This window comes from Streptomyces sp. NBRC 110611, assembly GCF_001590865.1.
GTDB lineage: Bacteria > Actinomycetota > Actinomycetes > Streptomycetales > Streptomycetaceae > Streptomyces.
The window spans coordinates 34973-60145 of record NZ_BBUY01000005.1; the positions used below are offsets into that span (position 1 = coordinate 34973).

The 25173-nt window shown below is 71.7% G+C and carries 20 protein-coding genes; 7 read left to right on the plus strand and 13 right to left on the minus strand.

The features are described from left to right. Positions 1 to 111: 111 nt before the first annotated feature. The gene (locus tag AZE13_RS13485; protein ID WP_079123971.1) at positions 112 to 861 is read right to left on the minus strand and encodes a pyridoxal 5'-phosphate synthase; all 750 of its coding nucleotides are present in this window, start codon (positions 859 to 861) and stop codon (positions 112 to 114) included. 338 nt (positions 862 to 1199) lie between these two features. On the opposite strand from AZE13_RS13485, the gene AZE13_RS13490 reads away from it, so the two are divergent. Beyond that, positions 1200 to 2384 (plus strand): macrolide family glycosyltransferase, encoded by a 1185-nt coding sequence (locus AZE13_RS13490; RefSeq protein WP_066930707.1) that lies wholly within the window; start codon positions 1200 to 1202, stop codon positions 2382 to 2384. Between the two features lie 56 nt (positions 2385 to 2440). Here AZE13_RS13490 and AZE13_RS13495 read toward each other — a convergent pair whose 3' ends face one another. Beyond that, entirely contained in the window at positions 2441 to 3622 is a 1182-nt protein-coding gene (locus AZE13_RS13495; protein ID WP_066930709.1) for a thiolase C-terminal domain-containing protein, read from the minus strand. A gap of 223 nt (positions 3623 to 3845) precedes the next feature. Here AZE13_RS13495 and AZE13_RS13500 point away from each other — a divergent pair, with 223 nt between their 5' ends. Together AZE13_RS13500 and AZE13_RS13505 are read left to right on the plus strand one after the other, a co-directional pair. Continuing rightward, on the plus strand, positions 3846 to 5309 hold the full coding sequence (locus tag AZE13_RS13500; protein WP_066930711.1) for an acyl-CoA dehydrogenase family protein: 1464 nt from the start codon (positions 3846 to 3848) through the stop codon (positions 5307 to 5309). Further along, on the plus strand, positions 5309 to 5851 hold the full coding sequence (locus AZE13_RS13505) for a nitroreductase/quinone reductase family protein (protein ID WP_079123972.1): 543 nt from the start codon (positions 5309 to 5311) through the stop codon (positions 5849 to 5851). Before AZE13_RS13500 ends, AZE13_RS13505 begins: the two co-directional genes overlap by 1 nt. A gap of 343 nt (positions 5852 to 6194) precedes the next feature. On the opposite strand, the gene AZE13_RS13510 is transcribed toward AZE13_RS13505, so the two are convergent. Further along, on the minus strand, positions 6195 to 6842 hold the full coding sequence (locus AZE13_RS13510; RefSeq protein WP_066930713.1) for a TetR family transcriptional regulator: 648 nt from the start codon (positions 6840 to 6842) through the stop codon (positions 6195 to 6197). 987 nt (positions 6843 to 7829) lie between these two features. Here AZE13_RS13510 and AZE13_RS13515 point away from each other — a divergent pair. Next, complete coding sequence (locus AZE13_RS13515) at positions 7830 to 10451, plus strand: PQQ-binding-like beta-propeller repeat protein (protein WP_258527816.1); 2622 nt, start codon at positions 7830 to 7832, stop codon at positions 10449 to 10451. 62 nt (positions 10452 to 10513) lie between these two features. Here AZE13_RS13515 and AZE13_RS39260 read toward each other — a convergent pair whose 3' ends face one another. Next, positions 10514 to 11497 (minus strand): hypothetical protein, encoded by a 984-nt coding sequence (locus AZE13_RS39260; protein ID WP_066930715.1) that lies wholly within the window; start codon positions 11495 to 11497, stop codon positions 10514 to 10516. A gap of 181 nt (positions 11498 to 11678) precedes the next feature. Here AZE13_RS39260 and AZE13_RS13525 point away from each other — a divergent pair, with 181 nt between their 5' ends. Continuing rightward, on the plus strand, positions 11679 to 12218 hold the full coding sequence (locus AZE13_RS13525) for a hypothetical protein (protein ID WP_066930717.1): 540 nt from the start codon (positions 11679 to 11681) through the stop codon (positions 12216 to 12218). 28 nt (positions 12219 to 12246) lie between these two features. Here the strand turns inward: AZE13_RS13525 and AZE13_RS13530 are convergent, their stop codons facing one another. From AZE13_RS13530 to AZE13_RS13540, 3 genes are read right to left on the minus strand one after another with little or no spacing between them, the layout of a single operon-like run. After that, positions 12247 to 13008, minus strand: a complete 762-nt coding sequence (locus tag AZE13_RS13530; protein ID WP_066930719.1) for an enoyl-CoA hydratase/isomerase family protein — start codon at positions 13006 to 13008, stop codon at positions 12247 to 12249. Next, the gene (locus AZE13_RS13535) at positions 13005 to 13490 is read right to left on the minus strand and encodes a Zn-ribbon domain-containing OB-fold protein (protein WP_066930721.1); all 486 of its coding nucleotides are present in this window, start codon (positions 13488 to 13490) and stop codon (positions 13005 to 13007) included. The genes AZE13_RS13530 and AZE13_RS13535 overlap by 4 nt, the downstream gene beginning before the upstream one ends. Before the next feature lie 27 nt (positions 13491 to 13517). Next, on the minus strand, positions 13518 to 14669 hold the full coding sequence (locus AZE13_RS13540) for a lipid-transfer protein (RefSeq protein WP_066930723.1): 1152 nt from the start codon (positions 14667 to 14669) through the stop codon (positions 13518 to 13520). A 133-nt stretch (positions 14670 to 14802) separates the two neighbouring features. Here AZE13_RS13540 and AZE13_RS13545 point away from each other — a divergent pair, with 133 nt between their 5' ends. Beyond that, positions 14803 to 16362, plus strand: a complete 1560-nt coding sequence (locus AZE13_RS13545; RefSeq protein WP_066931377.1) for a FadD3 family acyl-CoA ligase — start codon at positions 14803 to 14805, stop codon at positions 16360 to 16362. Between the two features lie 188 nt (positions 16363 to 16550). Here AZE13_RS13545 and AZE13_RS13550 read toward each other — a convergent pair whose 3' ends face one another. The 4 genes from AZE13_RS13550 to AZE13_RS13565 all read right to left on the minus strand — a co-directional run bounded on the left by AZE13_RS13550 (position 16551) and on the right by AZE13_RS13565 (position 22380). Continuing rightward, entirely contained in the window at positions 16551 to 18167 is a 1617-nt protein-coding gene (locus tag AZE13_RS13550; RefSeq protein ID WP_066930725.1) for a class I adenylate-forming enzyme family protein, read from the minus strand. Positions 18168 to 18309: 142 nt separating this feature from the next. Then, on the minus strand, positions 18310 to 18531 hold the full coding sequence (locus AZE13_RS13555; protein ID WP_066930727.1) for a hypothetical protein: 222 nt from the start codon (positions 18529 to 18531) through the stop codon (positions 18310 to 18312). Between the two features lie 371 nt (positions 18532 to 18902). After that, positions 18903 to 19208 (minus strand): hypothetical protein, encoded by a 306-nt coding sequence (locus AZE13_RS13560; protein ID WP_066930729.1) that lies wholly within the window; start codon positions 19206 to 19208, stop codon positions 18903 to 18905. Positions 19209 to 19446: 238 nt separating this feature from the next. Further along, entirely contained in the window at positions 19447 to 22380 is a 2934-nt protein-coding gene (locus AZE13_RS13565) for an AfsR/SARP family transcriptional regulator (RefSeq protein WP_066931379.1), read from the minus strand. Positions 22381 to 22636: 256 nt separating this feature from the next. Between AZE13_RS13565 and AZE13_RS13570 the strand changes: the two genes are divergently transcribed. Then, entirely contained in the window at positions 22637 to 23980 is a 1344-nt protein-coding gene (locus AZE13_RS13570) for an amidohydrolase family protein (protein WP_079123973.1), read from the plus strand. Positions 23981 to 24057: 77 nt separating this feature from the next. Here AZE13_RS13570 and AZE13_RS13575 read toward each other — a convergent pair whose 3' ends face one another. Then, positions 24058 to 24546, minus strand: coding sequence for a GNAT family N-acetyltransferase (locus AZE13_RS13575; RefSeq protein ID WP_066931382.1), 489 nt, complete (start codon positions 24544 to 24546; stop codon positions 24058 to 24060). A gap of 86 nt (positions 24547 to 24632) precedes the next feature. Continuing rightward, positions 24633 to 25109, minus strand: a complete 477-nt coding sequence (locus AZE13_RS13580; RefSeq protein WP_066930731.1) for a Zn-ribbon domain-containing OB-fold protein — start codon at positions 25107 to 25109, stop codon at positions 24633 to 24635. Between the last annotated feature and the right edge of the window lie 64 nt (positions 25110 to 25173).

Consider the following 25173-nt stretch of genomic DNA (forward strand, 5'->3'; position numbering starts at 1 on the left):
CGCTTCTTGGCGATACATGCTCGCCGCCGACGCGCCATCCGACAAGGCCGCTGCCATGGCCTCACGCCTCGCCCACTCACCACCGACTCATCCCCTCGCCGGCTCACGGCCTCACGGCCAGAGGAGCTCCCTCACCCACGCCCCGCCCTCGTAGCGGTAGTTGAGGCGTACGTGCCGCCGCTCGGCATCGCCCTGGAAGAACTCCACCTCCTCGGGGCGGAGCACATACAGCGTCCAGCTCGGCACCGGAGCGTCCGGTTCGCGGCGGGCGCGCTCCCAGGCGGCGGCCGAAGCCCGGGCCAGCTCCTCCACCGAGGAGAGCACCTCACTCTGCCTGCCGACCAGCGCGGCGGCCAGGGCGCCCGTGGAGCGGCGGTGCAGATCCGCCTGGCTCTCCTCGGAGCCCGCCGGGGACACCGTGCCCCGGATCCGCACCTGACGGCCGACCACAGGCCAGTAGAAGCCGAGCGCCGCCCGCGGCCGCGCGGCCAGTTCGCGGCCCTTGCGGCTGCCGCGGTGCGAGGCGAAGTGCCAGCCGCGCTCATCCGCGTCGTGCAGCATCAGGGTGCGTACGGAGGGGTCGCCGGCCGCATCGGCGGTGGCGAGGGTCATGGTGTGCGGCTCCGGCTGGCCGGCCTCGGCGGCCTCTCGCAGCCACCGCCGGAACAGCGGCAGCGGCTCGGTGGGCGCCTTCGCCGGGTCGAAGGACGGCAGTTCGCGGTCCCAGACCCGCAGTCCGCGCAGCAGCTCCCGGAACGCGCGGGCCTCGGCGTCCGGCACACCAGGATCAGCGGGCGCGTCAAGATCAGCGGGAGGGCCAAGTTCAGCAGGAGCGCCAGGGTCAGCAGGAGGGCCAGGCATTTCAGACATGCCAGGCAGCGTACGTCGGACATCGCTCCCGGCGCCGAAAAACCATTCGACCTGGGCCGACGGCCGCCCGTACGGTGTCCGGTATGAACTTCCTGCAGATCTACGGCTGATACTCCGCCGCCGCGGGCGCACGCCGCCCCGCCGCCGCCCCACACACCGAGGCACGCCCTGCGCGCGACCGGCTCCATTGCCGTGTCGCGCGGCGCCGCCCGGGTGATCGGGTTTCCGTTTTCCAAGCCGTATCCGCGAGCCGTATGCGCGAGCCGTATGCGCAAGCCGCATTTCCGAGCCGCAGGCTCCGCGCCGAAGGAAGTAAGGAAGTCTTGTCCATGTCTCGTCTGCCGCGTCGTGCCCATATCGCCATGATCGGCACGCCCATGATCAGCCATGTGCTGCCCAGCCTGGAGATCATCCGTGAGCTGGTGGCCCGTGGCCATCGCGTGACGTACGCCAACACCGACCACGCCGCCGCGGTGATCGCCCCCACCGGTGCCGAACTGGTCCGCTACACCTCCTCCCTGCCGGTCGCCACCAACGACTGGCCGGATGACCCCATCGCCGCCTCCTCGCTCTTCCTCGACGACGCGATCGACGTCCTCCCGCAGCTGCGCGCCGTGTACGACGACGACCCCGCCGACCTCTACCTGTCCGACATCGCGGCGTACGCCGCCCGCGCGCTGGCCGAGGCGCAGGGGCGTGACCTCGTCCAGCTGTCCCCGACGTTCGTGGGCTGGGAGGGCGCCGCGGAGGAGATGGCCGCGATGTTCGCCGAGCTGCCGGGGGCCGATGACTATCGGACGCGGTTCACCGCGTGGCTGGAGCGCTGCGGTGCGGTCACCACCGACGTGGACGAGTTCTCCGGCCGGCCGCGGCGGGCGCTGGCCATGATTCCGCGGGCCATGCAGCCGCATGCGGACCGGGTCGACGCCGACGCGGTGACGTTCGTCGGCCCGTGCCTCGGCTCCCGTGCGGAGCAGGGTGCGTGGACCCGGCCGGCCGATGCGGAGAAGGTGCTGCTGGTGTCGCTGGGTTCGGCGTACACCCGGCAGCCGGAGTTCTACCGGCAGTGTGTGCGGGCCTTCGGGGACCTGCCGGGGTGGCATGTGGTGCTGCAGATCGGCAAGTACACCGATCCGGCGGAGCTGGGGGACGCCCTTCCGGCCAACATCGAAGTGCGGTCGTGGGTACCGCAGCTGGAGATCCTCGAGCAGGCGGATGCCTTTGTGACGCATGCCGGAATGGGGAGCTGCAACGAGGGCCTGTACGCCGGCGTGCCGATGATCGCGGTTCCGCAGGGTGCCGAACAGCCCATGAACGCCGACCGGCTGGCCGAGCTGGGCGTCGCCCGCCGCATCGATACGGCTGACGCGACGGCGGAGGCCCTGCGTACGGCGCTGCGGGAGCTCACCGGCGATCCGCGGGTCGCCACGCGCTCGGCACAGCTTCGGACCGAGGCACGCGCCGGGGGCGGGGCCCGGCGGGCCGCGGACCTGATCGAGCAGCAACTGGGCTGACGCGATGCAGGGGAGTGCCCCACGGACCGCTCCATTCCATGGGGCACTCCCCCACCTCACCCCCGCCCCAGCACCACCGTCCCCGACGAGCAGAACCAGCCGCCGGTGCCCGAGGCGACCGCGAGCTGTGGCAGCGTGCCGTCCGCCCTCCGGACCTGACGGTCCGGGCCCGCCTCGCCACGGAGCTGACGTACCGCCTCGACCAGCAGGAACAGCCCCCGCATCCCGGGGTGGCAGGCGGCCAGCCCGCCACCGTCGGTGTTCACCGGCAGCTCGCCGCCGCGCAGCAGCCGCCCCTCCTCGACAAACGCCCCGCCCTCGCCCTTGGCGCAGAATCCCAGGTCCTCCAGCGTCACCAGGGTCATATACGTAAAGGCGTCATACAGTTCGGCGAGATCGATCTCGGCGGGGCGGACACCGGCGCGGGCGAAGGCGAGGCGCCCGGAGACCGCCGCGGGCGAGACGGTGAAGTCGTCCCACTCGGACATCGCGGCGTGCGAGATCGCGGTACCGGAGCCGAGCATCCAGACCGGTCGTTTGGCCAGGTCGGGGACGTAGTCCTCGGCGACCAGCAGGACCGCGCAGCCCCCGTCGGAGCGAATGCAGCAGTGCAGTTTGGTGAACGGATCAGCGATCATCGGCCCGGAGAGGACCTCGTCAACGGTGATCGGGGCGCGGTGCCACGCATCCGGGTTGGCGGCCGCGTTGGCCCGCGCCTGGACCGCGATCTGGGCCAACTGCTCCAGTGTGGTGCCGTATTGGTGCATATGGCGGCGGGCAGCCATGGCGTACTTGGCGATCAGGGTATGCCCGTAAGGGGCCTCGAACTGGAGCGGCCCGCGGGCGCCGAAGGAGAGGTTGGCGGTGCGCCGCCGGGCTTTGAGGTCGGCGCGGGCGGTGGAGCCGTAGGCGAGAAGCACGGCGTTGGCGTGGCCGGCTGCGATCGCGTCGGCGGCGTGCGCGGCCAGCACCTCCCAGGTGGAGCCGCCGACCGAGGTGGAATCGACCCAGGTGGGACGTAGTCCCAGGTACTCGGCGACCTCGATGGGCGCGAGGGTGCCCAGCCCGGCCGAGGCGAAGCCGTCGATCACGGACCGGTCCAGGCCGCTGTCGGCGAGCGCCCGGCGGGCGGCCTGGGCATGCAGGGCGTACGGGGTGGCCTCGTCCACGCGGCCGCAGTCGGACAGGGCCACCCCGGCGATGGCGACCTTGCGCCCCCTGGACGTCACTGGCGACATAAATCTGACGGTACATCAGCCAGACGGCGCCGGGCAGCCCACGAGATGCCGAGCAGCCCTCGAAGCGTCGGCGCGAATGGGCGATGACGGCCAGGCAGACCTAGGAAAATGCACCCGACCCACTTAATATGACGCCCCATCAGATGGGATACCGCAAGCCCGAGGCGGCCCGTCCGGATGCGGATCGGACGGGTGTGGTCGTACGGCTGGGAGGAGCCCGCCGATGGATGCCGCGCTCACCGAGGAGCAGCACGAAATCCGCCGCACACTGCGCGATCTGCTGCGCAGACACTGCGGCCCGGACGAGGTGAAGGCGGCGGTGCGCACCCCGCCGGGCTACGACGAGCAGCTGTGGCATCGCCTCGCCGGGCGGCTCGGCCTGCCCGGCCTCGCCCTCCCCGCCGCTTACGGAGGGGTGGGCTGCGGCCCCACCGAACTCGCCCTGGCCTGCGAGGAGACCGGCCGCGCCCTGCTCCCCTCACCGCTGATCGCCACCGCCGCGCTGGCCGCCCCGCTGATCCTCGCGCTGGGCAGCGACCGCCAGCGCGGCACGCTGCTGCCCGCCCTCGCCTCCGGCGAGCTGACCGGCACGCTCGTCGTACCGGGTGACCGGCTGACCACCGCGCTCACCCTCACCGGTGCGAACGACGGCGACTGGGCGGGTGACGGGCGGGCAGGCGGAATCCAGGCCCGGATGACGGAAGACGGCTGGCGGCTGTACGGGGAGGCCGGGCAAGTACTGAACGGGCATACCGCGGACGTCCTGCTGGTAGCCGCGCACACCGGCGGCTTCGTACGCGGCCGCACCCTGCTCTTCGCCGTACGCGCGGACGGGGCCCCAGGGCTGCTACGGGTCCGGCAGACCTCGCTGGACGAGACCCGGCTCCAGGCGCGGATCCAACTGCGCGACGTACGGGCCGAGTTGCTGGGCGAAGGGAAGGGCCCACGGAACGGCCCGAGCCGTGGCAGCGGGGGCGGCCTGAGGGGTGGCACCGGGGACGGCCCGAGCCGTGGCACCGGGCACGGCTCGGGGAACGATCCGCGCGACGACGACGCGACGGCGGTGGCCGCGGCGCTGGCCGCGACCGGCGCGGTGGCCGCCGCGGCCCTGGCCACCGAAGCCGTCGGGGCGGCCGATGCGGCGCTCACCCGCACTGTCGCCTACGTCAAGGAGCGCGAGCAGTTCGGCCGGCCCATCGGCTCCTTCCAGGCGGTCCAGCACCGGCTCGCCGACCTCTACGTCACGCTGCAGGCGGCGCGTTCGGCGGCGTACTACGCGGCGTGGTCGGCGGGACGACGCGCGGGGCCGGGCACTCCGCCGGTGGCGGACCAGTCCGACGATGGCGACGGCGGCGGCCGCGGTGCGGCCGAGCCCGGGGTGGGTGCGCTGGCGCTCGCGCAGGCACTGGAGGCGCTGCGCGCGGTGGCGGGCGAGGCGGTACAGCTGCACGGCGGCATCGGTTTCACCTGGGAGCATGCGGCGCATCTGTACGTCAAGCGGGCGGCCTGCGACGAGCTGCTACTGGGCCCGGCCCACCGGCTGCGGGCGCGGGCCGCCGAGGAGGCGGGCCTGTTCGCGGGCGTGCGGCAGGAAGCCCGCAGACGCGGTACCCGCGGACGGGGCGCCCGCGAACAGGACGGCGGGCCGGCCGCAGCCCTCCCCACCCGAGAGGCGGTCGATGTGTGATGCCCGCAGACGGACGCGCGCTGCCGCCCACCGGGCGGCCGGCGCGGAAACTGGCACGGAAACTGCTGCGGCAACGGGTGCAGAAGATCTCCGCGACCCGTACGTTCGCCCGGATCGCCCCGCACGTCATCCCGGCGCTGGACCGTGCGGTGCACCGGCTGACCCGCGGAAAGGTACTGATCAGCGCCCGGATGCTGCCAGGAGTGATACTGACCGCGACCGGCGCCCGGAGCGGGCGGCCGCGGCGCACCCCGCTGGCCTGCGTACCGGAGGAGGGCGGCACCTGGCTGCTGGTCGGCAGCAACTTCGGGCGGCCCGGGCATCCGGCCTGGACCGGCAATCTGCTCAAGCACCCCGAAGCGGAGATCAATTGGCGGAGGCAGGATATTTCCGTACGGGCCCGGCTACTGACCGGCGAGGAACGAGCGCGGGCGTGGCGGACGGCGCTGGATTTCTGGCCGCCGTATGCCGCGTATCAGGCGCGGGTGGAGCGCGAGATCCGGCTCTTCCGGCTGTCCCGACTGGAACAGCCTGGCCGGTGACGGCGACCGTGACAGCGACCGGCGATGATGACCGTAACCGTAACGGCGACCGGTGACCGGTCATGCACAACGGGTGCCCCCGCGGACGGGAGGCACCCGTTGTCAGTGCTGTATGGCTGTATGGCAGGACAGACACCGGACCGATGGCGAACCGGCCCGGACACACCGGGACTTGGAGGCGCGGCTACCACTCGGCCGCTTCCTCGGCTGCGTGCTCGGTTACTCGCTGGTTGCGCACCGGCCGCTCCGATACGTGATCGGCTGCTCGGCCGGCTTCGCGCCGGCTATACGGCCGCACCGGTTGCACCGGCACGGGCAGCGGCAGCGGCGCAGGTTGAGCCGGTTACTTGGTCGGCTTCTTGCCTGTGACGCCGTAGTGCACCAGCAGCGCCAGGTTGGGCTTGAGCTCGGCCTGCTTGACGCCCCAGCTCTGGAAGCCCTTCTGGTGCCCGGCGACCGCCGCCAGCATGGCGACGATCGAGCCGGCCATGGCTGCCGCACTCACGTCCTTGTCGATCCTGCCCTTGCTCTGGAGTTCCTGAATGGACTCCGTGAGCGAGTTGGTGACGGCATTGAGGATCTTCATGCGGATCTTGTAGAACCGCTTGTCACCCTCGGCCGCGCCCAGATCGACGACGCGCAGAATGGCGTCGTTCCGGCGCCAGAAGGAGAGGAAGCCGTCGACCAGGTCCTCTGCCGTCTGCCAGCCGGATTTACCCGCCCAGGAGCGGCCGGCGACAAGATCGGTCAGAGTGGCACCCTCTTTGGCCATCTCCTCCGCGATTTCGAGGACGGCTCCTTCGACGTCGGGGAAGTACTGATAGAACGTAGCGGGTGAAGTCCCCGCTTTTCGGGCCACATCGATGACCTTGACGTCCCGGTAGGGGGACGAACTGAGCATTTCACTGAGGCAGTCGAGAAGCTTCTGCCGCGTCGCCTGTCCGCGGCGGCCGGCAACTCTGCCGTCAACGGTTCGAACTTGTCCTGTCATGCCGTCAGCTTACCGAGGGGTGATCGGAGCGCGATCTGGCTGCCTGCAAATGGGGATGCGGGAGTTAGGGGCCCGGAAGCCCCGTGAGTGCCCTGGTGGCGCCCCTGCTCACGGCCGCAAACCGGGCGCCCCGGCTTGGTCCGAACCAGTGAATACCTTTATCAACAGGCTGTGGACAACTTCCGTGGATAAGCGGTCACTATCTGTACGATCTCCGTGCAGCCTCTCCTTGAACTCCGCGCGGTCGCACAGTAAATGCCCACGCGGTAAATGCCGGAACGGGCCCCCGAAGCCGGGAGTCCGAATCCCAGAGTCCGTATCCGGGGGCGTGGAATCATTCAGAACTACCGCCCCGCGCCGCCCCGCGCGTGAATCCGCGATCCCGCCGGGCAGATCACACAAACCGGCGCTAGCGTGGACATATGGCCGCCACGTCGGCCTGCGGTGAGCGCTGTCCGGACGCAATCACCCGACAATCGCGGCGCCACGCCACGCCTCATTCCACCGAAGTGACCCTCGACAGCGCAGAATTGATCCGTACTGAACGGTAGTGGACGGTAGTGGACGGCAGTGGACCGTAGTGGACGGTGCCGAACCGCGTCCGACGACGCGGGGAGGGCAGAGGCGGGGGCAGGGGCAGAGATAGGGGCAGGGCAGGGGCGGAGGCGACAGGGGGAAGGTGCGGGCGCCGGAGCGGCCGTAACCGACCGGTAACCCCTGGCGGCCGCACAACGGCGGACGGATCGGAGCACGTCAGACAGGATGGGGTGACATCGGGTAACGAGCCCGGTACGGGGAACGACGGGTATGCCAGGACACGGCGGACGGGCCCCGGGTTCGCAACCATCGGCTCGGCCAGGAAGAATCAGCACGCGTACGGCCGGTTCGGCCAGGCGGTGAGACGCTGCACGGGGCAGTGGCTCTCGGCGGCTCGTGGCTGGTGAGAGTCTCTTTTTTACGCCCCCACGGGGAGGTGGCAGGCAAGTGGTGGAGCAGCAGCTGAAGGCGCTGACGCAGCACGATCCCCGGCGGATCGGGCCGTTCGAGGTGCTCGGCCGTCTCGGGGCCGGCGGCATGGGCCTGGTCTATCTGGCCCGCTCGGCGTCCGGCCGGCGCGTGGCGATCAAGACGGTGCGCACCGAGCTGGCCGAGGACCAGCTGTTCCGGGTCCGCTTCACGCGCGAGGTCGAGGCGGCCCGCGCGGTCAGCGGCTTCTACACCGCGGCGGTGGTCGACGCCGACCCGCGGGCGGCGGTCCCCTGGCTCGCGACGGCGTACGTCCCCGCGCCCTCCCTGGAGGAAATAGTCAATGAGTGCGGGCCGCTGCCGGCCCAGGCGGTGCGCTGGCTGGCGGCCGGCATCGCCGAGGCGCTGCAGTCCATCCACGGCGCCGGCCTGGTCCACCGCGACCTGAAGCCGTCGAATGTGCTGGTCGTCGAGGACGGCCCCCGGGTGATCGACTTCGGTATCGCCTCGGGGGTGTCCAACACCCGGCTGACCATGACGAACGTGGCCGTCGGGACGCCTGCGTACATGTCGCCCGAGCAGGCCCGTGACTCCCGCAGTGTCACGGGCGCCAGCGATGTGTTCTCGCTCGGCTCGACGCTGGTGTTCGCGGCCACCGGGCATGCGCCGTTCCATGGCGCCAACCCCGTCGAGACGGTGTTCATGCTGCTGCGCGAGGGGCCGGACCTCACCGGGCTGCCGGACGAACTGCGTCCGCTCATGGAGTCCTGTATGCAGATGGAGGCCGGCCACCGGCCGTCCCCCGCGGATCTGCAGTCCCAGCTCGCACCCCACCTCTTCAGCTCCGGCGGCGACGACAGCGGAACCGCCTCCGCCTGGCTGCCGCCGGGCGCCGTGGCGCTCATCGAGAGCCGCCGCGGCGGCCGCTCCGTACCCCCCCAGGAGGCCCCGAGGGCAAGCGCGCAGCGCGGCTCCGGCCGTCCGGCGCACTCCACCCCGCCGGCCGCGCCTCCGCCGCCGCCCATGGCCCCGCCCGCGGTGCCTCCGATGCCCGCACCCCAGCCCGTAGCGGTGCCACCGCGTCCGGAGAGCGCCCCGGCGGTCTCGGCCCCCGCCTCCGCCCCGGTGTCCGCCAGTCCCGGGTGGCCGGGGAAGGTCGGCGCCGGCCCCGCCGCGCACCGCGCCGCCGACCCGCGCGGCAACCCTGGCGAGCACCCCGGTGCCCCCGGCACCCCTGCCGGCCCCGGCAACGCCGGTCCGGTACGCCTCGGCGGCTCGCCCGCCCCGATAGGGCCGGGGCCGCGCGCCGACGTCCGGGACCCGCAGCCGCGCGGGCAGGCCGCCGCCGCGACGAACTGGGTCCGGCCGCCCGCCGCCGGCCCCGCGGCCGGTGTCCCGCGGCAGGGCGCCGCCCCCGGCACCCCGGTGGCCACCGGCGCCGGAGCCGGAGCCGGGGCCGGCGCACAGCCCGCCGCCCCGCCGGAACCACCAGCTCCGCCCGCCGCCGAGCCGGACCGCTGGCGTCCCTGGCGGTTCCGGATGTCGAACGACGTCTGGGGAACCCCGGTCGTCGCCGACGGCCTGCTCTACATCACCTCCTTCGAGGTGCACGCACTCGACGTGGCGAGCGGGCGCCGCAGGTTCAAGACCCGCGACGTCGCCTGGTCGATGGCGGTCGCGGACGGCCGGATCCACGCCTCCGACGGTCCCAGCCTGTACGCGCTGGACGCCGCCGACGGCACCGAGCGCTGGCGGCTGAACACCGAGGGCTGGGTCTACGCCCTCCAGGCCGACCGCGGCACCGTCGTCACCAGCACCCGCGGTGGCGGTGTCCAGGCGTGGGAGGCCGCCACCGGCGAGCTGCTGTGGGAGACCACCGGCGTGCAGACCGACTTCGAGACCGCCGAGGCCGGGCCCGTGGTGCACAACGGCACGGTGTTCGTATGGGCCGATACGCGGCTGAAGGCGCTGGAGGCCCGTACCGGCGCCGAGCGCTGGTCGTATCCGGTCGGTGACGCGGCGGCCTGCGGCGGAGTGCCGATGCGGCTGCTGCCCGCGCCGGACGGGGTGGTCTATGTGGCGGCCGGGACCCGGGTGCTGGCGATCGACATCGCACGCGGCGATGTGCGCTGGCACTTCGAGGCACCCGCGGTGTTCCTGAGCCCGCCCGCGTTCGCCCCCGGCCCGGCCGTCACCGGCGGCGGCATCTACCTGGCGGACTACCTCGGCACGGTCTACGCGCTGGACCCGGCGGACGGCCGCGACCGCTGGCGGATCGCCACCGAGGCCCGGCAGTCCGCCGAACCGGTGCTGGTCGCCCATGGCGCGGTCCACCTGGGCAGCGGCAAGGCGCTCTACACCCTCGACGCGGTGACCGGCACCCCGCGCTGGCGCTTCCAGGCCGGTGCGGAGATCATCGGCGCACCGGTCGTCGCGGAGGGCAGGGTGCACTTCGGGTCGGCCGACCACTGCCTGTACACGCTCGACGCGATGGGCGGCCAACTGCGCTGGAAACTGGCCACCGGCGGAGAGATCACCGGCTCACCGGTGGCGGTCGCCGGGGTCGTCTACGCCTGCAGCAAGGACCGCTGCGTATACGCCCTGGACGCCGCGAAGGGGACGGGGCAGGCACGGAGGTCGTAACGGACTCGGCGGGACGGGACTCAGCGGGACGGGACTCGGCGGGCTACTCCTGCCGCTCCGGCCTACTGCTCCTGCTCCGGCGGCTGTTGAGCCTCGGACTTCTGGGTCTCTTCGGCCTCCTGCGGTTTCTGGACTGCCTGCGGTTTCCGGGCTGCCCGGGGTTGTTGCGGCTGAGGCCGCCGGTGTTCTCTGCCCCACTCCACCGGGGGTGTGGGAGGAAGCCGGTGGGACGGCATGGTCGGCGGTGGTCCCGGAGGCTGTTGCTGCCGGGGCTCCGGCGCGGGGGTTCGCGGTAGCTCCTCGGTCGGCGGCGGTTCCTCGGCCGGAGGCGGCTCGGTGACCGGCAAGGGCGTGGTCGGGGTGTCGTCCTCGTGATACCGCGTAGTCGCGTCGTAGGGGTCGTCGTATACGTAGCGCCGGCCGTAACGGCCGTTGTCGTACGGCCGCTCACCATAGCCGCGATGGCCATACCCACGATCGCCGTAACCACGGCCGTCATAACCCCCATGCCCATAAGCCCGGTCGTCGTAGCCCCCGTCGTATCCCCGCTCGTAGCCCCCGTCGTCGTAGCCCCGGTCGTAGGGTCCCTGGTGGTGGAGGCGGTCGTAGTGGCGATCGTCTCCGCGGCCGTATGCCCGGCGGTTGTGGCCCCGCATGATCAGAGCGCCGAGCAGCATCAGCGCGCCCCCGCCCAGCGCGCTGCCCACGCCGATACCCAGCCCGCGGGTGCCGGCCGTCAGCTCGCCCGCGGCCTGCCCCTGGCGGACCATCCACAGGATCGTGAAGCCGAAGACGACCAGCCCGGCGAGGGTGACCGTCAGCCGGGAGCGCAGAGCGATGCCGATCAGCGTGAGCAGCGCGGCGAAGGCCATGGGGAGGAGGATCGAGCCGAAGAGCGCGGCCGCGTTGTCGGTGATGCCGTTGAACAGGTCCTCGATCCGTACATCGCTGCCGTGACGGCCGTCGTACCAGGGACGGAAGGGGCTCCAGACGGCGGCCGTCGCTCCGACGAGGGCGACCAGGGACCCGAGAACGTTGCGCACCACGGGCGTCGCCTCGCTTCGGGTCGTTCTGCCGTCCTCCGTGACCGACGCTACGCCTGCCCGTCTGCGCTCGCTAGACAGGTACGCCCACATGAGACGCCCACGCGACTTGCTAGGGTGCCGTGCACGCGTCAACCCACAGGGTGGCGGGGCTCAGGTTGTTTTCACGGGGGACGGTCGGACAATGAAGCAGCGCACGGGCATACGTATGCGTACCGGCACCCGCAGGGGTACGAAGGCGGCGGTCGCGGCGGGACTGGCGGTGGCCGCGGTCGCGACGGTCGGCGGCTGCTCCTTCGCGCGGCCCCGGGTCGTGGTCCCGTCCTACTACCCGCCGCCCACGCCCACGCCCACCGGCTACGGGTCGGCCCCCTCCTACGAGCCCACCTACTCGCCGTCGCCGACCCAGGAGACGTACGACCCGGACGGACGGTCGGACGTCACCGGCCGCGGCTGTGAATTCTCCAACTCGCTGCGGCAGTTCACATACACCGTGACCATCCGCAACCCGTCGTCGACCGACACCTTCTCCTACGACATGGCCATCAACTGGATGAAGGCCCGGCCGGCCGACGGCAACGCGTACGGGCTGCACGAGCGGTCGATCGTCGTGCGCCCGGGGGACACCGAGACCTACACCGCCAAGTACACGGTCAACCAGTCCTCCATCGGGCAGTTCTGGTTCACCTGCCAGGTCACCCGGGCCCACAAGACCCGGATGTGAGGGTTCAGCGGCACCCGGATGTGAGGGTTCAGCCGCCCTGGTGCCGCTTCCGGGAGGCGAACAGCTCCGCCTGTCGCTCCGGGGGCAGGTTGCCCAGTGCGATGAGGTGGGGGGCGTGCGTCAGGGCCTGTGCCCTGGTGGCCTCCTTGGCCGCCCAGAGGGCGCGTACGGTGCCCTGGACCGCCTCCGTCGGCTGGGCGGCGACCACGGCGGCGCGGCGCAGCGCGACCTCGGCCGCGGCGCCCGGTGCGGTCAGCTCGGAGACCAGCCCGATCTCGTACGCGCGGCGGGCGCTGAGCCGCTCGGCCGTGCCCATCAGAGCGAGCCGGGCGGTCTCCCCCAGCGGCATCCGCTGCGCCATGAGGATGGATTCGTACGCGCTGACCATCCCGTAGGTGGTGTGCGAGTCGAAGAAGGTGGCGTTCTCGGAGGCGATGAGGAATTCGGCCTCGCCCAGGAGGTAGCAGGCGCCGCCGCAGGCCATGCCGTCGACGGCGGCGATGACCGGCTTCCACAGATCGTTGGCCTTCGGGCCGATGGCGAGCAGCGGGTCGTCGAGGGAGTAGGGCGAGGGCGGCTGGGGGACGTCGGCGGAGCGGTCGATGCCGGTGCAGAAGGCGCGGCCGCCGGCACCGGTGATCACCGCCGCCCGTACGGAGTCGTCGAAGCGGAACGCGCGCCAGGTGGCGGCGAGTTCGGCGGCGGTGTCGAGGTCGATGGCGTTGTGCCGGTCGGGCCGGTCGAGGGTGACCAGCGCGACCCCGTCCGTGATCTCCGTACGGACCGTCATGGCCGCTCCAGGAGCCAGCGGGGTACGGTCACGCCTCCGGGCATGGGGTGGAAGACGGCTTTCACCGGGGCGCCGATGCGCAGCCGGGCCGGGTCGACGGAGTTGAGGGCGGCGTCGGCGGCTGCGACGAGGTTGCCGACGAGCCGGATCCGGGGGGCGTCGGCCAGCTCCACGACGATCGCGTTGTAGCCGGGCCGGGCGGCGTACGCGGGCAGCAGCGGCGGGTGCGGCAGGACGTAGGACCAGATGCGGCCGCGGCCGCTCATCTTCTGCCAGTGGGCGGTGAAGGACCGGCAGTGCGGGCAGCAGGGCCGGGGCGGGAAGCGGAGTTCTCCGCAGTCGCCGCAGGCCTGGACGCGCAGTTCACCGCGGGCGGCGTACGCCCAGAAGGGCTCCCCGTCGTCGTCGGGGACGGGCAGCAGCAGGCCCGAAGCGTCGGTGGCAGGCGGATTGTCAGTGGCGGGTGTCACCCTGGGTGACATGGACTCACGTGTACTCATCGTCGCGCCTCAACTCCTCAGCAGCAGGGCCGAGGTGGGGACGCCCTCGCCCGCGGTGACCAGGCAGGTGGTAGCGCCGGGGACCTGCGCGGTGCTGGTGCCGCGCAGCTGTTTGACGCCCTCGGTGATCAGGTTGAAACCGTGCACGTATGCCTCGGAGAGGCCTCCGCCGCCGGTGTTGAGGGGGAGCCGGCCGCCGATTTCCAGCGCGCCGCCCTCGGTGAAGGCCGCGCCTTCGCCGCGCCCGCAGAAGCCGTAGCCCTCCAGCGAGAGGGGGATCAGGGGGGTGAACGCGTCATAGATCTGGGCCACATCGACGTCCTGCGGTCCGAGGTCGGCGCCCTTCCACAGGTGCCGGGCGGCGGTCCAGCCGGGGCCGGTGAGCGGGTCGTCGTTCCAGTAGTTGACCATGCCGTGGTGCTGGGCCGGCAGCCCCTGCGCGGCGGAGTGGAGGTAGACGGGCCGGTGGCGGCAGTCGCGGGCCCGCTCGGCGGAGACCACCACACAGGCCAGTGCGCCGTCCGTTTCCAGGCAGTTGTCGAAGAGGCAGAGCGGTTCGCTGATCCAGCGGGCGGTCATGTACATCTCGCGGGTCAGCGGGCGCTCGTACATCATCGCGGCCGGGTTCTGGTTGGCGCGGTTACGGCAGGCCAGCGCGACGTTGAAGAAGTGGTCGCGGGTGGCGCCGTATTCGTGCATATAGCGGCGGGCCAGCATGCCGATCTCGTCGGCCGGGCGCAGCAGGCCGAAGGGCCGGGTCCACTGCGCCGGTGTCGGCATCTGCACCCGGGTGTTCTTCCAGGGCCGCGGTCCCGAACCGCGTTTGCGGGACCGCCAGGCGACGCCGACGCCGGCCTGGCCGGTGGCGATGGCCGCGGCCAGGTGGGCCACCGTCGCGCAGGAACCCCCGCCGCCGTAGCCGACCTTGGAGAAGTGGGTGACATCCCCGGCACCGATGGCCTTGGCGATCTCGACCTCGTCGGTCTCCTCCATGGTGTAGGAGGCGAAGGCGTCCACCTCCGAGGGGACGATCCCGGCGTCGTCCAGCGCCGCGACGATGGCCCGGCAGGCGAGGGTCTTCTCGGACTCCGGAAGGCGTTTGGCGAACGGAGTCTGCCCGATGCCGGCTATCGCCGTAGCGTCCTTGAGGGTCGCCCCCATCGCCGCCTCCGTGGTCGTCCACCCGTACTGACAGCGCAGGAGGCTACCGTTAATCTGACACTCAGTCAGCTATTCCGGTCAGGCCTTCGACAGGAGGCGGGCGATGCGCAAAGACGCAGACAACGCACACGACATGGATGCGCGGGCGGATCTGCGGTACGGCACCCTCCCCGGGCTGCTGCGCACGGCCGCCCGGCGGTACGGCGCCCGGGAGGCCGTGGCCGAGGGCCGTACCCGCATCTCGTACGCCGAGCTGGGCGAGCGGGTGGAGCGGGCGGCGGCCGCCTGCATCGCCTCCGGTGTCATGCCCGGCGACCGGGTCGCCGTCTGGGCTCCCAACACCCTCGACTGGATCGTCTCCGCCCTCGGCGCGGTGACCGCGGGTGCCGTCCTCGTCCCCGTCAACACCCGCTTCAAGGCCACCGAAGCCGCCTACGTCCTCCACCGCACCCGCACCCGCCTGCTCTTCGTCACCGGCACCTTCCTCGGCACCTCGTACGTCGCCGCGCTCCGCCGCGTCCGGAGCCGGCTACCGGCCCTGGAACAGGTGGTGGTGCTGTCGGACAGCGCCCCCGAGGGGTGCCGCACGTGGAAGGAGTTCCTGGCCGGCGGCGACCGCGTCACTGGCGAGGAGGTGTGGCGGCGCGCCGGCTCGGTGGTGTCCGCCGCCCCGTCCGACATCATCTTCACCTCGGGCACGACAGGCCGCCCCAAGGGCGCGGTCATCACCCATGCGCAGACCCTGCGCTGCTACGGCGTATGGAGCGAGCTGGCGGGGCTGCGGGAAGACGACCGCTATCTGATCGTGAACCCGTTCTTCCACACGTTCGGCTACAAGGCGGGCATCATCGCGTGCCTGTTGCGGGGCACGGTGATGGTGCCGCAGCCGGTGTCCGGCGTGGACACGGTGCTGGCGAACCTCGCCGCCGAACGGATCTCGGTACTGCCGGGCCCGCCCGCCCTGCTCCAGTCCCTCCTCGACCATCCGGCGCGTTCCGCCCAGGACATGAGCGCGCTGCGGCTGGTGGTCACGGGCGCCGCGGCGGTACCGCTCGAACTCGTGGAACGGCTGCGTACGGAGCTGGGCGTGCGGACGGTCCTGACGGCGTACGGCCTCTCCGAAGCAACCGGTCTCGTGACGATGTGCCGCCGCGACGACACTCCGGAGACCATCGCCGCGACCTCCGGACGCGCCATCCCGGGCACCGAGGTGCGGGTCCTCGCCGCACCGGGCGAACCCGGCGAGGTACTGGTGCGCGGCCACCACGTGATGCGCGGCTACTTCGAGGCCCCGGAGGAGACGGCGAAGGTCCTCGACGCCTGGGGCTGGCTGCACACCGGGGACATCGGCGTGCTCGACACGGCCGGGAACCTCCGGATCACCGACCGCGTCAAGGACATGTTCATCGTCGGCGGCTTCAACGCCTACCCCGCCGAGATAGAGCAACTCCTCGGCCGCCACCCGGACATCGTCGAGGTCGCCGTCATCGGCATACCCGACCGCCGCCTCGGCGAGGTCGGCAAGGCCTATGCGGTACGCCGCGCCGGCTCCTCCCTCACCGCCGACGACCTGATCGCCTGGGCCCGCCGCGAGATGGCCAACTACAAGGTCCCCCGTGAGGTCGCCTTCGTCCCCGAACTGCCACGCAACGCCGCCGGCAAGGTCCTCAAGACAAAACTGCGACCGGCCTAGCCGAACCACTGGGCCCACTACCCGCAGACAATCACTGACGTACGCCCCCACCAGCCCTTTCCACCCACCCACGGGAGGGGCCGGACCGCAGGACGAAGTCCGGAGGGCCGGACCCGTGACGTACAGCCCCGCGCAGCGGCAACAGCCCGCCGCAGGCGCCACGGCGGGACGGCCGACAACGTGGGAAGTCAGCCAAGCGCAGCGAACCGCCTACGCAACACACCCTTCAGCACCTTGTTCAGCGGCCCCCCGCGCGGCAGCTCGTCGACGGTCTCCAGCTGCTCCGGCAGCTTCTGGACCATCAGCCCGGCCGCCCGCAGATGCGCGGTCAGCGCCCCCAGCGTCAGCGGCGGGTCGGCAGCCGGATCGACGGGCCTGACCACCGCGCACACCCGCTCCCCCCGCTCGCGGTCCGGCAGGCCGATCACCGCCGCCTCGGCGACGGCCGGATGGGTGTGCAGCAGGTCCTCGATCTCCTGCGCCGAGATGTTCTCACCCTTGCGGATGATGATGTCCTTGAGCCGTCCGGTGAGCACCAGATGCCCGTCCGGGCGGATCCGCCCCAGGTCACCGGTGTGGAAGTACCCGTGGGCGTCGAACGCCGCGGCGGTCAGCGCCGGATCGGTGTACCGCCGGAAGAGCATCCGGCCCTTGAGCGTCACCTCCCCCGCCTCCCCCGTCGCGGCCTCGCTCCCGTCCGGCCGGGCGATCCGTATCTCCGCGCCCACGACCGGGCGGCCCACCGTGTGCGCCAGCTGCTCGTCGCTGTCGTACGGCGTCCCCATCGCGATCATCGGGCACTCGGTCATCCCGTATCCGTGCACGAGCGCGCACTCCAGCTCCCGCCCGGCCGCCGCGTACAGCTCCGGCGGCAACGGCGCCCCGCCGCCCGACAGCAGCCGCAGCGAGGGAATCAGCGGCCCGGCCGGCCCGGCCCCCTCCGGCCGCTGCCCCCGACGGCGCCGCGACTCATCGAGGAACGCCTGGTAGAAGGCGGTACTGCCACCGGCCATGGTGACGCCCCGCCGCCGGTAGACGTCCGCCGCCCGGCCGGGCTCGAAGCTGTCCAGGATGACCGCGGGAAAGCCGCTGACCAGCATGGCGATGACGTAATCCGGGCCGGCGATATGCGCGTACGGGAAGGCGATCGAGCCGACGTCCCGCGCGGACATCCCGAGCGCCGTGGCCAGCCCGACCCCGCCGGCGATCAGCGTGGCGTCGGTGTGCTCCACACCCTTGGGCGACGCGGTCGTCCCGGAGGTGTGGTAGATCCAGGTCGTCGCCTCGTCGACGCCGGACACGCGCCTTCCCCCGCCGGGCGACGCGCCGGGCGACGCATCGGGCAGCCCGGCCGGATCCCCCCTCGGCAAACCGCCCGCGACCGAGACCACCCGCACCCCGTCCCCGTCCCCGCACCCCGCCACCTCCCGCACCATCGCGGTGTGGTCGAACCCCCGCCATACGCCTGGTACGAGGACGTACTCCGCCCCCGACGCGGCCAGGATGAAGCCGACTTCGCGCTCCCGGTGCTGGGTGATGACGGGTATCTGTACGGCCCCGAGCCGGGCCAGCGCCAGCGAGGCGACCACCGTCCCGATCCGGGTCGGCAGCTGCCAGGCCACGCGTGTCCCGGCCCCGATCCCCAGGGCACGCAACCCCGCCGCCGCCCGCAGCGCCTCGTCCCGCATCCCGTCGAACGTGATGCTCCGCCCGTCCCCGTCGAAGAACATGGGCTCCCCGCGCGAGGCCCGGGCCCGGTACTCGACCAGCTCCCAGAGTGTGCGGATACGAGCGGGTTCGAACACGGCGCGCCTCCTGACTGCGGGGCGGAGCGGGGGCGAGCGTGCCTCATGACGCCGCCAGCCCTGCAATGCACTGCCCTGCAATGCCTGCAACTGACGATACGTCAGATCACTGAGCACCGTCAGGAAGCTTGCGCAGGATCCGTCAGGGCATGTGGTTGTCCACAGGCACCAGCGGCGCGTGGTTGTCCATAGCCCTCAGCGGAGCGTGGTTGTCCAGCGGTATCACCGGCGCGTGGTTGTCCCATATCGCCACGGAGTGGGGCCGGCCGGGCGCGTGACCGGCAGCCGCGGCGGGCAGCGCGACGGCGCCGAGCGCGAGCAGCGCGATACCGGTGGCCACAAAGCTCTTACGTGTGCGGGTCATTCCAACTCCTAGGCAAGCGGGACAGTTGACAGTTACGACAGTGGACAGTTGCCGCTCTCGGGACAACTCCCGTGACAACTGCTGTTCCTGAGACAACGTAGCGGCGCGTGAAGGCAGATATTCGAAACATCGCGAAAAAGAAACAAATATCGCTAGTTACACGCTGATCGGGCCGCGAAATACGCCGCAGGGACCGGCTCTCGACAGCATCCCCTCCGTGCCGTCGAAGCCGGCCCCTGCGATCCCCCGAACACACCCCCGTTCCCCCGGTTCCCCCCGTCTTCCCCCGATTCCCCCCGATTCCCCCGTTGCTTCGATGGGCCCTGCCCCCCTTGCTCCCCTGCCCGGGCCCGTGGGCGAACCGACCGGTGTCAGTCCTTCTGGGAGACGCCCTTGCCCGGTGCGGACTGGTGGTCGTCCTCGACCATGGGCGTGGTGATGGGCTGGTGGTTGTCCATGGGCCGCAGAGTGTCGTCCCGCTCACCGGCCTTCTTCTTCGCCTTCGCGGTGGCGGCGGCTCCGATGATGGGCTGGTGGTTGTCCATGGGCAGGATGTCCCGCTCAACGGCTTCCTTCACCTGCGTGGCGACGCCGGCTCCGCTGATCGGCTGATGGTTGTCCATGGGCAGGAGAACGTCCCGGTCCCCGGTGGCTGGGGCCTTGTTGTCGGCGTTCACTTGGATCAACTCCTGTGTGGGCGATACTGCTTGGTAGCCCGGCCGGCGACTCCCCCGTTGGCCGCCGGACGGGCGTTGACGGCCGCTCACCATAACTGTGCGGCCTGGGCACCGAGCCGCTTGCCCCCCGAGGCGGCGGTTCGATGCTGACAAGAGTGGCCCGGCGCGATGAACGATCGATAAACGTCATCGATAAACGTCGGATTCGCCCTGCTGGGCGGCCGCGCTTATGCCCCCGCTACGCCACCGCGGTGGGCGAGAGAAGCGCCTGGACAACGATACTTTCCGAGGACCCCAGGCGCTCAAACGTCGCCAGCGCCTCCTGCCAGCACACCCTCGCCCGCCCGGTGTGGCCGAGCTGGTGCAGGGCCCGCCCCAGGGTGGTCAGGACCGTTGCCCGCCAGGAGTCGCCGCCGATGCCGCGCAGCGCGGTCAGTGCCTGCTCGGCGCGGTTCGCTGCGGCGGCGGGGCGGCGAGCGGCGAGTTCGACCTCGGCGAGCCGGAAGTGGGTCATCCCTTCCCAGAAGCGCTGCCGGCTGTCCCTGAAGATGGCCAGTGCCGCCATCAGCTGCTCGGTGGCCTCCTCCAGGCGCATGGCCTGGGTGTACGCGAGCGCGAGGGCATACATGCCGTTGGCGAGCCGGCGCCTGGCGCCCAGCCGCCGGTATATCGCGAGTCCCTCTTCCGCCAGCTCGATGGCGCTGTCCACCCGCCCGGTGTCCAGGTGGACGCGGGAGAGGTTGCACAGCGCGCTGGCCTCGGACTGCTGGTTCCGGTCGTCCCGGAAGGCGATGAGGGCCTGGCGGAGGTAGCCTTCCGCGTCGGCGTGCCGGTACTGGGCGTTGGCGATGATTCCGCGGTCGTTGGGCGCGGAGGACGTGACGTACGGATCCTCACAGGCCAGTCCGAGCAGCATGGCGGACTTGGCGTTCCCATCGGCTTCGTCGAGCCGCCCCGACAGCGTGCGGGCATAGGTGAGTCCGAGGTGGAACCGGGCCTCCGCGTGCTGGTCCCCGATCTCCCGGGCGGCCGCCAGCAGCTCGATGTTCGCCTGCTCGTACTGCAACGCGTCGGCGCCGGACTCGGACAGGTCCTTGGTGAGCAGCAGCAGGTCGGCGGCGCGTCGCAGGGTCGCCGGGCCACCGGACTGCCGGGCGCAGGCGAGGAGGCACCCGGCCTCGGAGAACAGCCACTCCAGCGCCGTGGCGCGGTCGGCGAAGACCAGGCCGGGGTAGCTGGTGCTCTCCATGTGGTCGACGAGCCGGTCGCCGGGACGCTCCAGCGCGTACATGCGCGCCGCGGTCGCCAGGTAGAAGTCCAGCAGCCGGGAGAGCGCCGCGTCCCGCTCCGACGGGGGGTGTTCGTCACGCTCGGCGCAGGCGCGCGCGTAGAGGCGTACCAGGTCGTGGTAGCGGTAGCGGCCCGGCGCGGCGGACTCCAGGAGGGAGGTGTCCACGAGGGATTCGAGGAGTTCCTCGGTCTCTTCGATGTCCATGTCAATCACGGCTGCGGCCGCGGCGAGCGAGATGTCCGGGCCGTCCGCCAGGCCCAGCAGCCGGAAGGCGCGGGCCTGGGCGGGCTCCAGCTGCTTGTAGCCCAGCTCGAAGGTCGCCTTGACGGCGAGGTCGCCGGCCCGGAGCTCGTCCAGCCTGCGGCGTTCGTCGGCGAGCTTGCGCGCCAGGGTGGAGACCGTCCACGTACGGCGTGCGGCGAGCCGGGAGGCGGCGATGCGGATGGCGAGCGGCAGGAATCCGCAGGCGCCGACGACAGCCATGGCGGCCTGCCGCTCCGAGGTGACGCGCTCCTCGCCCACGATGCGGGTGAAGAGCGCGAGCGCCTCCTCCGGGCTCATCACGTCGAGGTCGATGAGGTGCGCCCCGGCCAGGTCGATCATCCGGGCCCGGCTGGTGATCAGCGCGGCGCAGCCTTCCGTGCCGGGGAGGAGCGGCCGGACCTGTGCCGCGTCCCGGGCGTTGTCCAGGAGCGCCAGCACCCGCCGGCCGGCGAGGGTGGAGCGGTAGAGGGCCGAACGCTCCGCCAGGCCCTCGGGGATGGAGGCGTCCGGTGTGCCCAGGGCGCGCAGGAACGCGCCGAGGACGGCCACCGGCTCGGAGGGGTTGTGACCGGCGCCCTGGAGGTCGACGTAGAGCTGTCCGTCGGGGAAGTGGTCGCGGGCGGCGTGCGCGACGTGGACGGCGAGGGTGGTCTTGCCGACACCGCCGATGCCGGTGAGGGCCGAGACGGCCATCACGCTGCCCTCGGCGGTGGCGAGCTGATCGCCGAGTTCGGCGACGAAGGCAGCCCGGCCGGTGAAGTCGGCGACGGTCGCCGGAAGCTGCTGCGGACGCGGGACGACGGGGTCGGCCGGGTCGGCATCGAGGCCGGCGACCGCCGGTGCGTCCAGCTCCGGGTCGGCCTGCAGAATGCGCTGATGCAGCTCGGAGAGCGAGGCGCAGGGATCGACGCCGAGCTCGTCGGCGAGCAGCCGGCGGGTGTCGGCGTAGACGGCCAGCGCCTCGGCCTGCCGGCCGCTGCGGTACAGCGCCAGCATGAGCAGTTCGCGGAGGCGCTCGGCCAGTGGGTGGGCGGCGGTGAGCGCGGTCAGCTCGGAGACCGCGTCGGCGTGACAGCCCGCTTCCAGGTCGAGTTCGAGGCGGCTCTCCGTGAGGGACAGCCACCACTCCTCCAGGCGGGTCCGCTGGGTCTCGGCGTACGGGCCGGGGAGGCCGGCGAGCGGCTCGCCGTCCCACAGCGCCAGCGCCGTGTCGAGGAGTTCGCGGGCCCGGCCGCGGTCGCCGGCGGCCTTGGCCTTCTCCGCCTCGGCGACGTACTGCTCGGCGTGGTCGTGGTCCAGGTCCAGTGAACCTTCCGTCGGCCGGATCGCATAGCCTCCGGCCTCGCTGACCAGCACCTCGGCATCCGGGCCGAGCGCTTTGCGGAGCCGGGAGGCGTACGTGCGCAGCGCGGCGAGTGCGGCATGCGGCGGGGTGTCGCCCCACAGGGCGTCCACCAGCTCGGCCGCGGTGGCGGTACGTCCGCCGCGCAGCAGTAGTGCCGCGAGCAGCGCGCGCTGCTGCGGGGAGCCCGCCGCCAACGGCGTTGCGCCGCGCCAGGCCCGTACGGGACCGAGCACGGTGAAGCGGAGCCGCTCCCGCCCCGGACCGTCGTCCATGGTGTCCCCCTGCCTGTGCCAGATGACCACGCGGTACACATCTTCTCGCTGTGCGCAACGGCCAGTCTGCCTTGTTACGGGCCCTTCCGTCAGTAGGGGTCGGGACCGTGCACAAAGCCTCCTCGGCTGCCGAAGGGCGGCAACGGGCCGGCGCGCGGCCGGGCCGCGGAGTGTGCGCCTCCGTACGCCCCTGGTCAGACGGCCATCCGCACAGCTACTGCTGACGGAGCGTCAGATTCTCGCTACCTTACTCGCCATGGAGACCACGGCGAGCACGGCGAAGACGGCGAAGAGGGCGAAGACGGCGAGCACGACGACCACGGACGCCGTGGAGACCACGGAGGCCGCGGAGGCCGCGGCAGCCTCGGCGACCCCGGGCACCCCGCATCCCTTCCCCGAGATCATCTCGGTGGACGACCACACGGTGGAGCCCCCCGGCGTCTGGCAGGACCGGCTCCCTGCGAAGTACCGGGACACCGGTCCGCGGATCGTCCGCGCCCCGGTCAAGGAAATAACCTTCGTGGGCGGCAGATTCACCCCGAAGATGGGCACCACCGGCGAGGACGGGCCGATGGCCGACTGGTGGGTCTACGAGGACCTGCGCCGCCCGCTCACCCGCCTCGACACCGCCGTCGGCTGCTCCCGTGACGACATCAGGCTGGAGGGCATCACCTACGAGCAGATGCGCCCCGGTTCGTACTCGGTCCCCGACCGCCTGGCCGACATGGACGTCAACCACGTCCGGTCGGCCCTCTGCTTCCCCACCTTCCCCCGCTTCTGCGGCCAGACGTTCACCGAGGCCAGTGACCGTGAACTGGGCCTGCTGGGAGTGCGCGCGTACAACGACTGGATGGTGGAGGAGTGGTGCGGCCCCCAGGCGCAGGGCCGGCTGATCCCGCTCACCCTCATCCCTCTATGGGACGCGGAGCTGGCGGCGGCGGAGGTGCGCCGCAATGCTGCCCGCGGCGTACGGGCGGTCTGCTTCAGCGAGATCCCGCCCCGCCTGGGCCTGCCCAGCATCCACACCGACCGCTGGGACCCCTTCCTCCGCGCCTGCGACGAGACCGGCACGGTCATCGCCATGCACATCGGCTCCTCGTCGGCGATGCCGTCCACCTCGCCCGACGCCCCACCCGCCGTCGGCTCCACACTCACCTTCGCCAACTGCTGCTTCTCGATGACGGACTGGCTGCTGAGCGGCGTCTTCGAGCGCTTCCCCCACCTGAAGATCATGTACGCCGAGGGCCAGATCGGCTGGATCCCGTACATCCTCGAACGCGCCGATGTGGTCTGGCAGGAGAACCGCGCCTGGGGCGGCGTCGCGGAGAAGGTCCTCCGCCCCCCGTCCGAACTCTTCGCCGAGCATGTCCACGGCTGCTTCTTCGACGACGCCTTCGGCTTGAAGAGCCTCGACGCGATCGGCGTCGGCAACGTCCTTTACGAGACCGACTACCCGCACTCCGACTCCACCTGGCCGCGGTCGAGAGCGGTCGCCGAGTCCCAGATGGGCCACCTCGCCCCGGACGTGGTCGAACGCATCGTCCGCGGCAACGCGATCGACCTGCTGGGCCTGACAGAAGAGGGCCTCTGGGCCGGGTGAGGGCGTGGTCGTGAGAAACGAGGGGGCGAGGGGGGGGAGAGGGGAGGGGGCAAAGGGACGAGGGAGCGAGGCTCAGTTCACAGGCGCCGGTACATGATGTGGAGGCCCACATAGCCCTTGGTGGGGTGGTGGAAGCCCTCGGGGAGGGTGGTCATGATCGCGAACCCCAGGGACTCCCAGAGGGCGACGGCACCGGTGTTGGTCTCCACGACGGCGTTGAACTGCATCGCCCGATAGCCGTCGGCGCGGGCCCGGTCCACTACGTACTCGCCCAGGGCCCGCCCGACACCGCGTCCATGATGCCGCGGATCGACCATGAAGCTGGCGTTGGCGATATGCGCGGCGCCGCCCATGTGGTTCGGGTTCATCTTGGCCGTACCCAGCACCGTTCCGGACTCGTCGACGGCGACGACCGTACGGCCGGGCGGATGCTGCATCCAGATCTCCCGGCCTCCCGCCTCGTCGAGGTCGCGGGGGTAGGCGTACGTTTCACCGGCCGCGGTGATCGCATGGAAGAAGGGCCAGATGGCGGGCCAGTCGGCCGCGGATGCCTCGCGTATCAGCATGTCCACAGCATGGCGTCGGCGGGGGCGGACCACCACTGAATATGCACTGATGAATATGCACTGAATACGTACCGGTCAATCCGCCGCTACGCGGGACCGGGGCCGAAGACGGGAATGGCGAAAGGGCCGGCGTCGCCTTCGGCGATTCCGGCGGCCCCGGCGGCGTCCGGCTTCCCGACGCCGGGGGCCACGTCCCGGAACCGCACCGTGAGCGGCATCCCGATGCGTAGTTCCGCCGGCGCGCAGTCGGTGACCTCGGTCATCATCCGCGGCCCCTCGGCGAGATCGACCACGGCCGCCACATACGGCAGACGGTCGCCGAACGGGGGCAGGTCGTTGCGGTGCACGACCGACCATGTGTAGAGAGTGGCGTGGCCACTGGCCGGCTCCCAGACCACGTCCGCACTCCAGCAGTACGGACAGAATTCGCGCGGGTAGTGATGGGCCGTGCCACACCCCGCGGCCCGGCAGCGGCGCAGCAGCAGCTTCCCCGCGGCCGCCGCCTCCCAGTACGGCCGGGTGAAGGCGTCCACCTCCGGCAGATCGCATCGCGCGCTCGGCATCTCGACCCTCGCCCTCCCCTCCTCCGCCCCATTCCTGACGTGACTCCCCTTCGGTAACCTGACT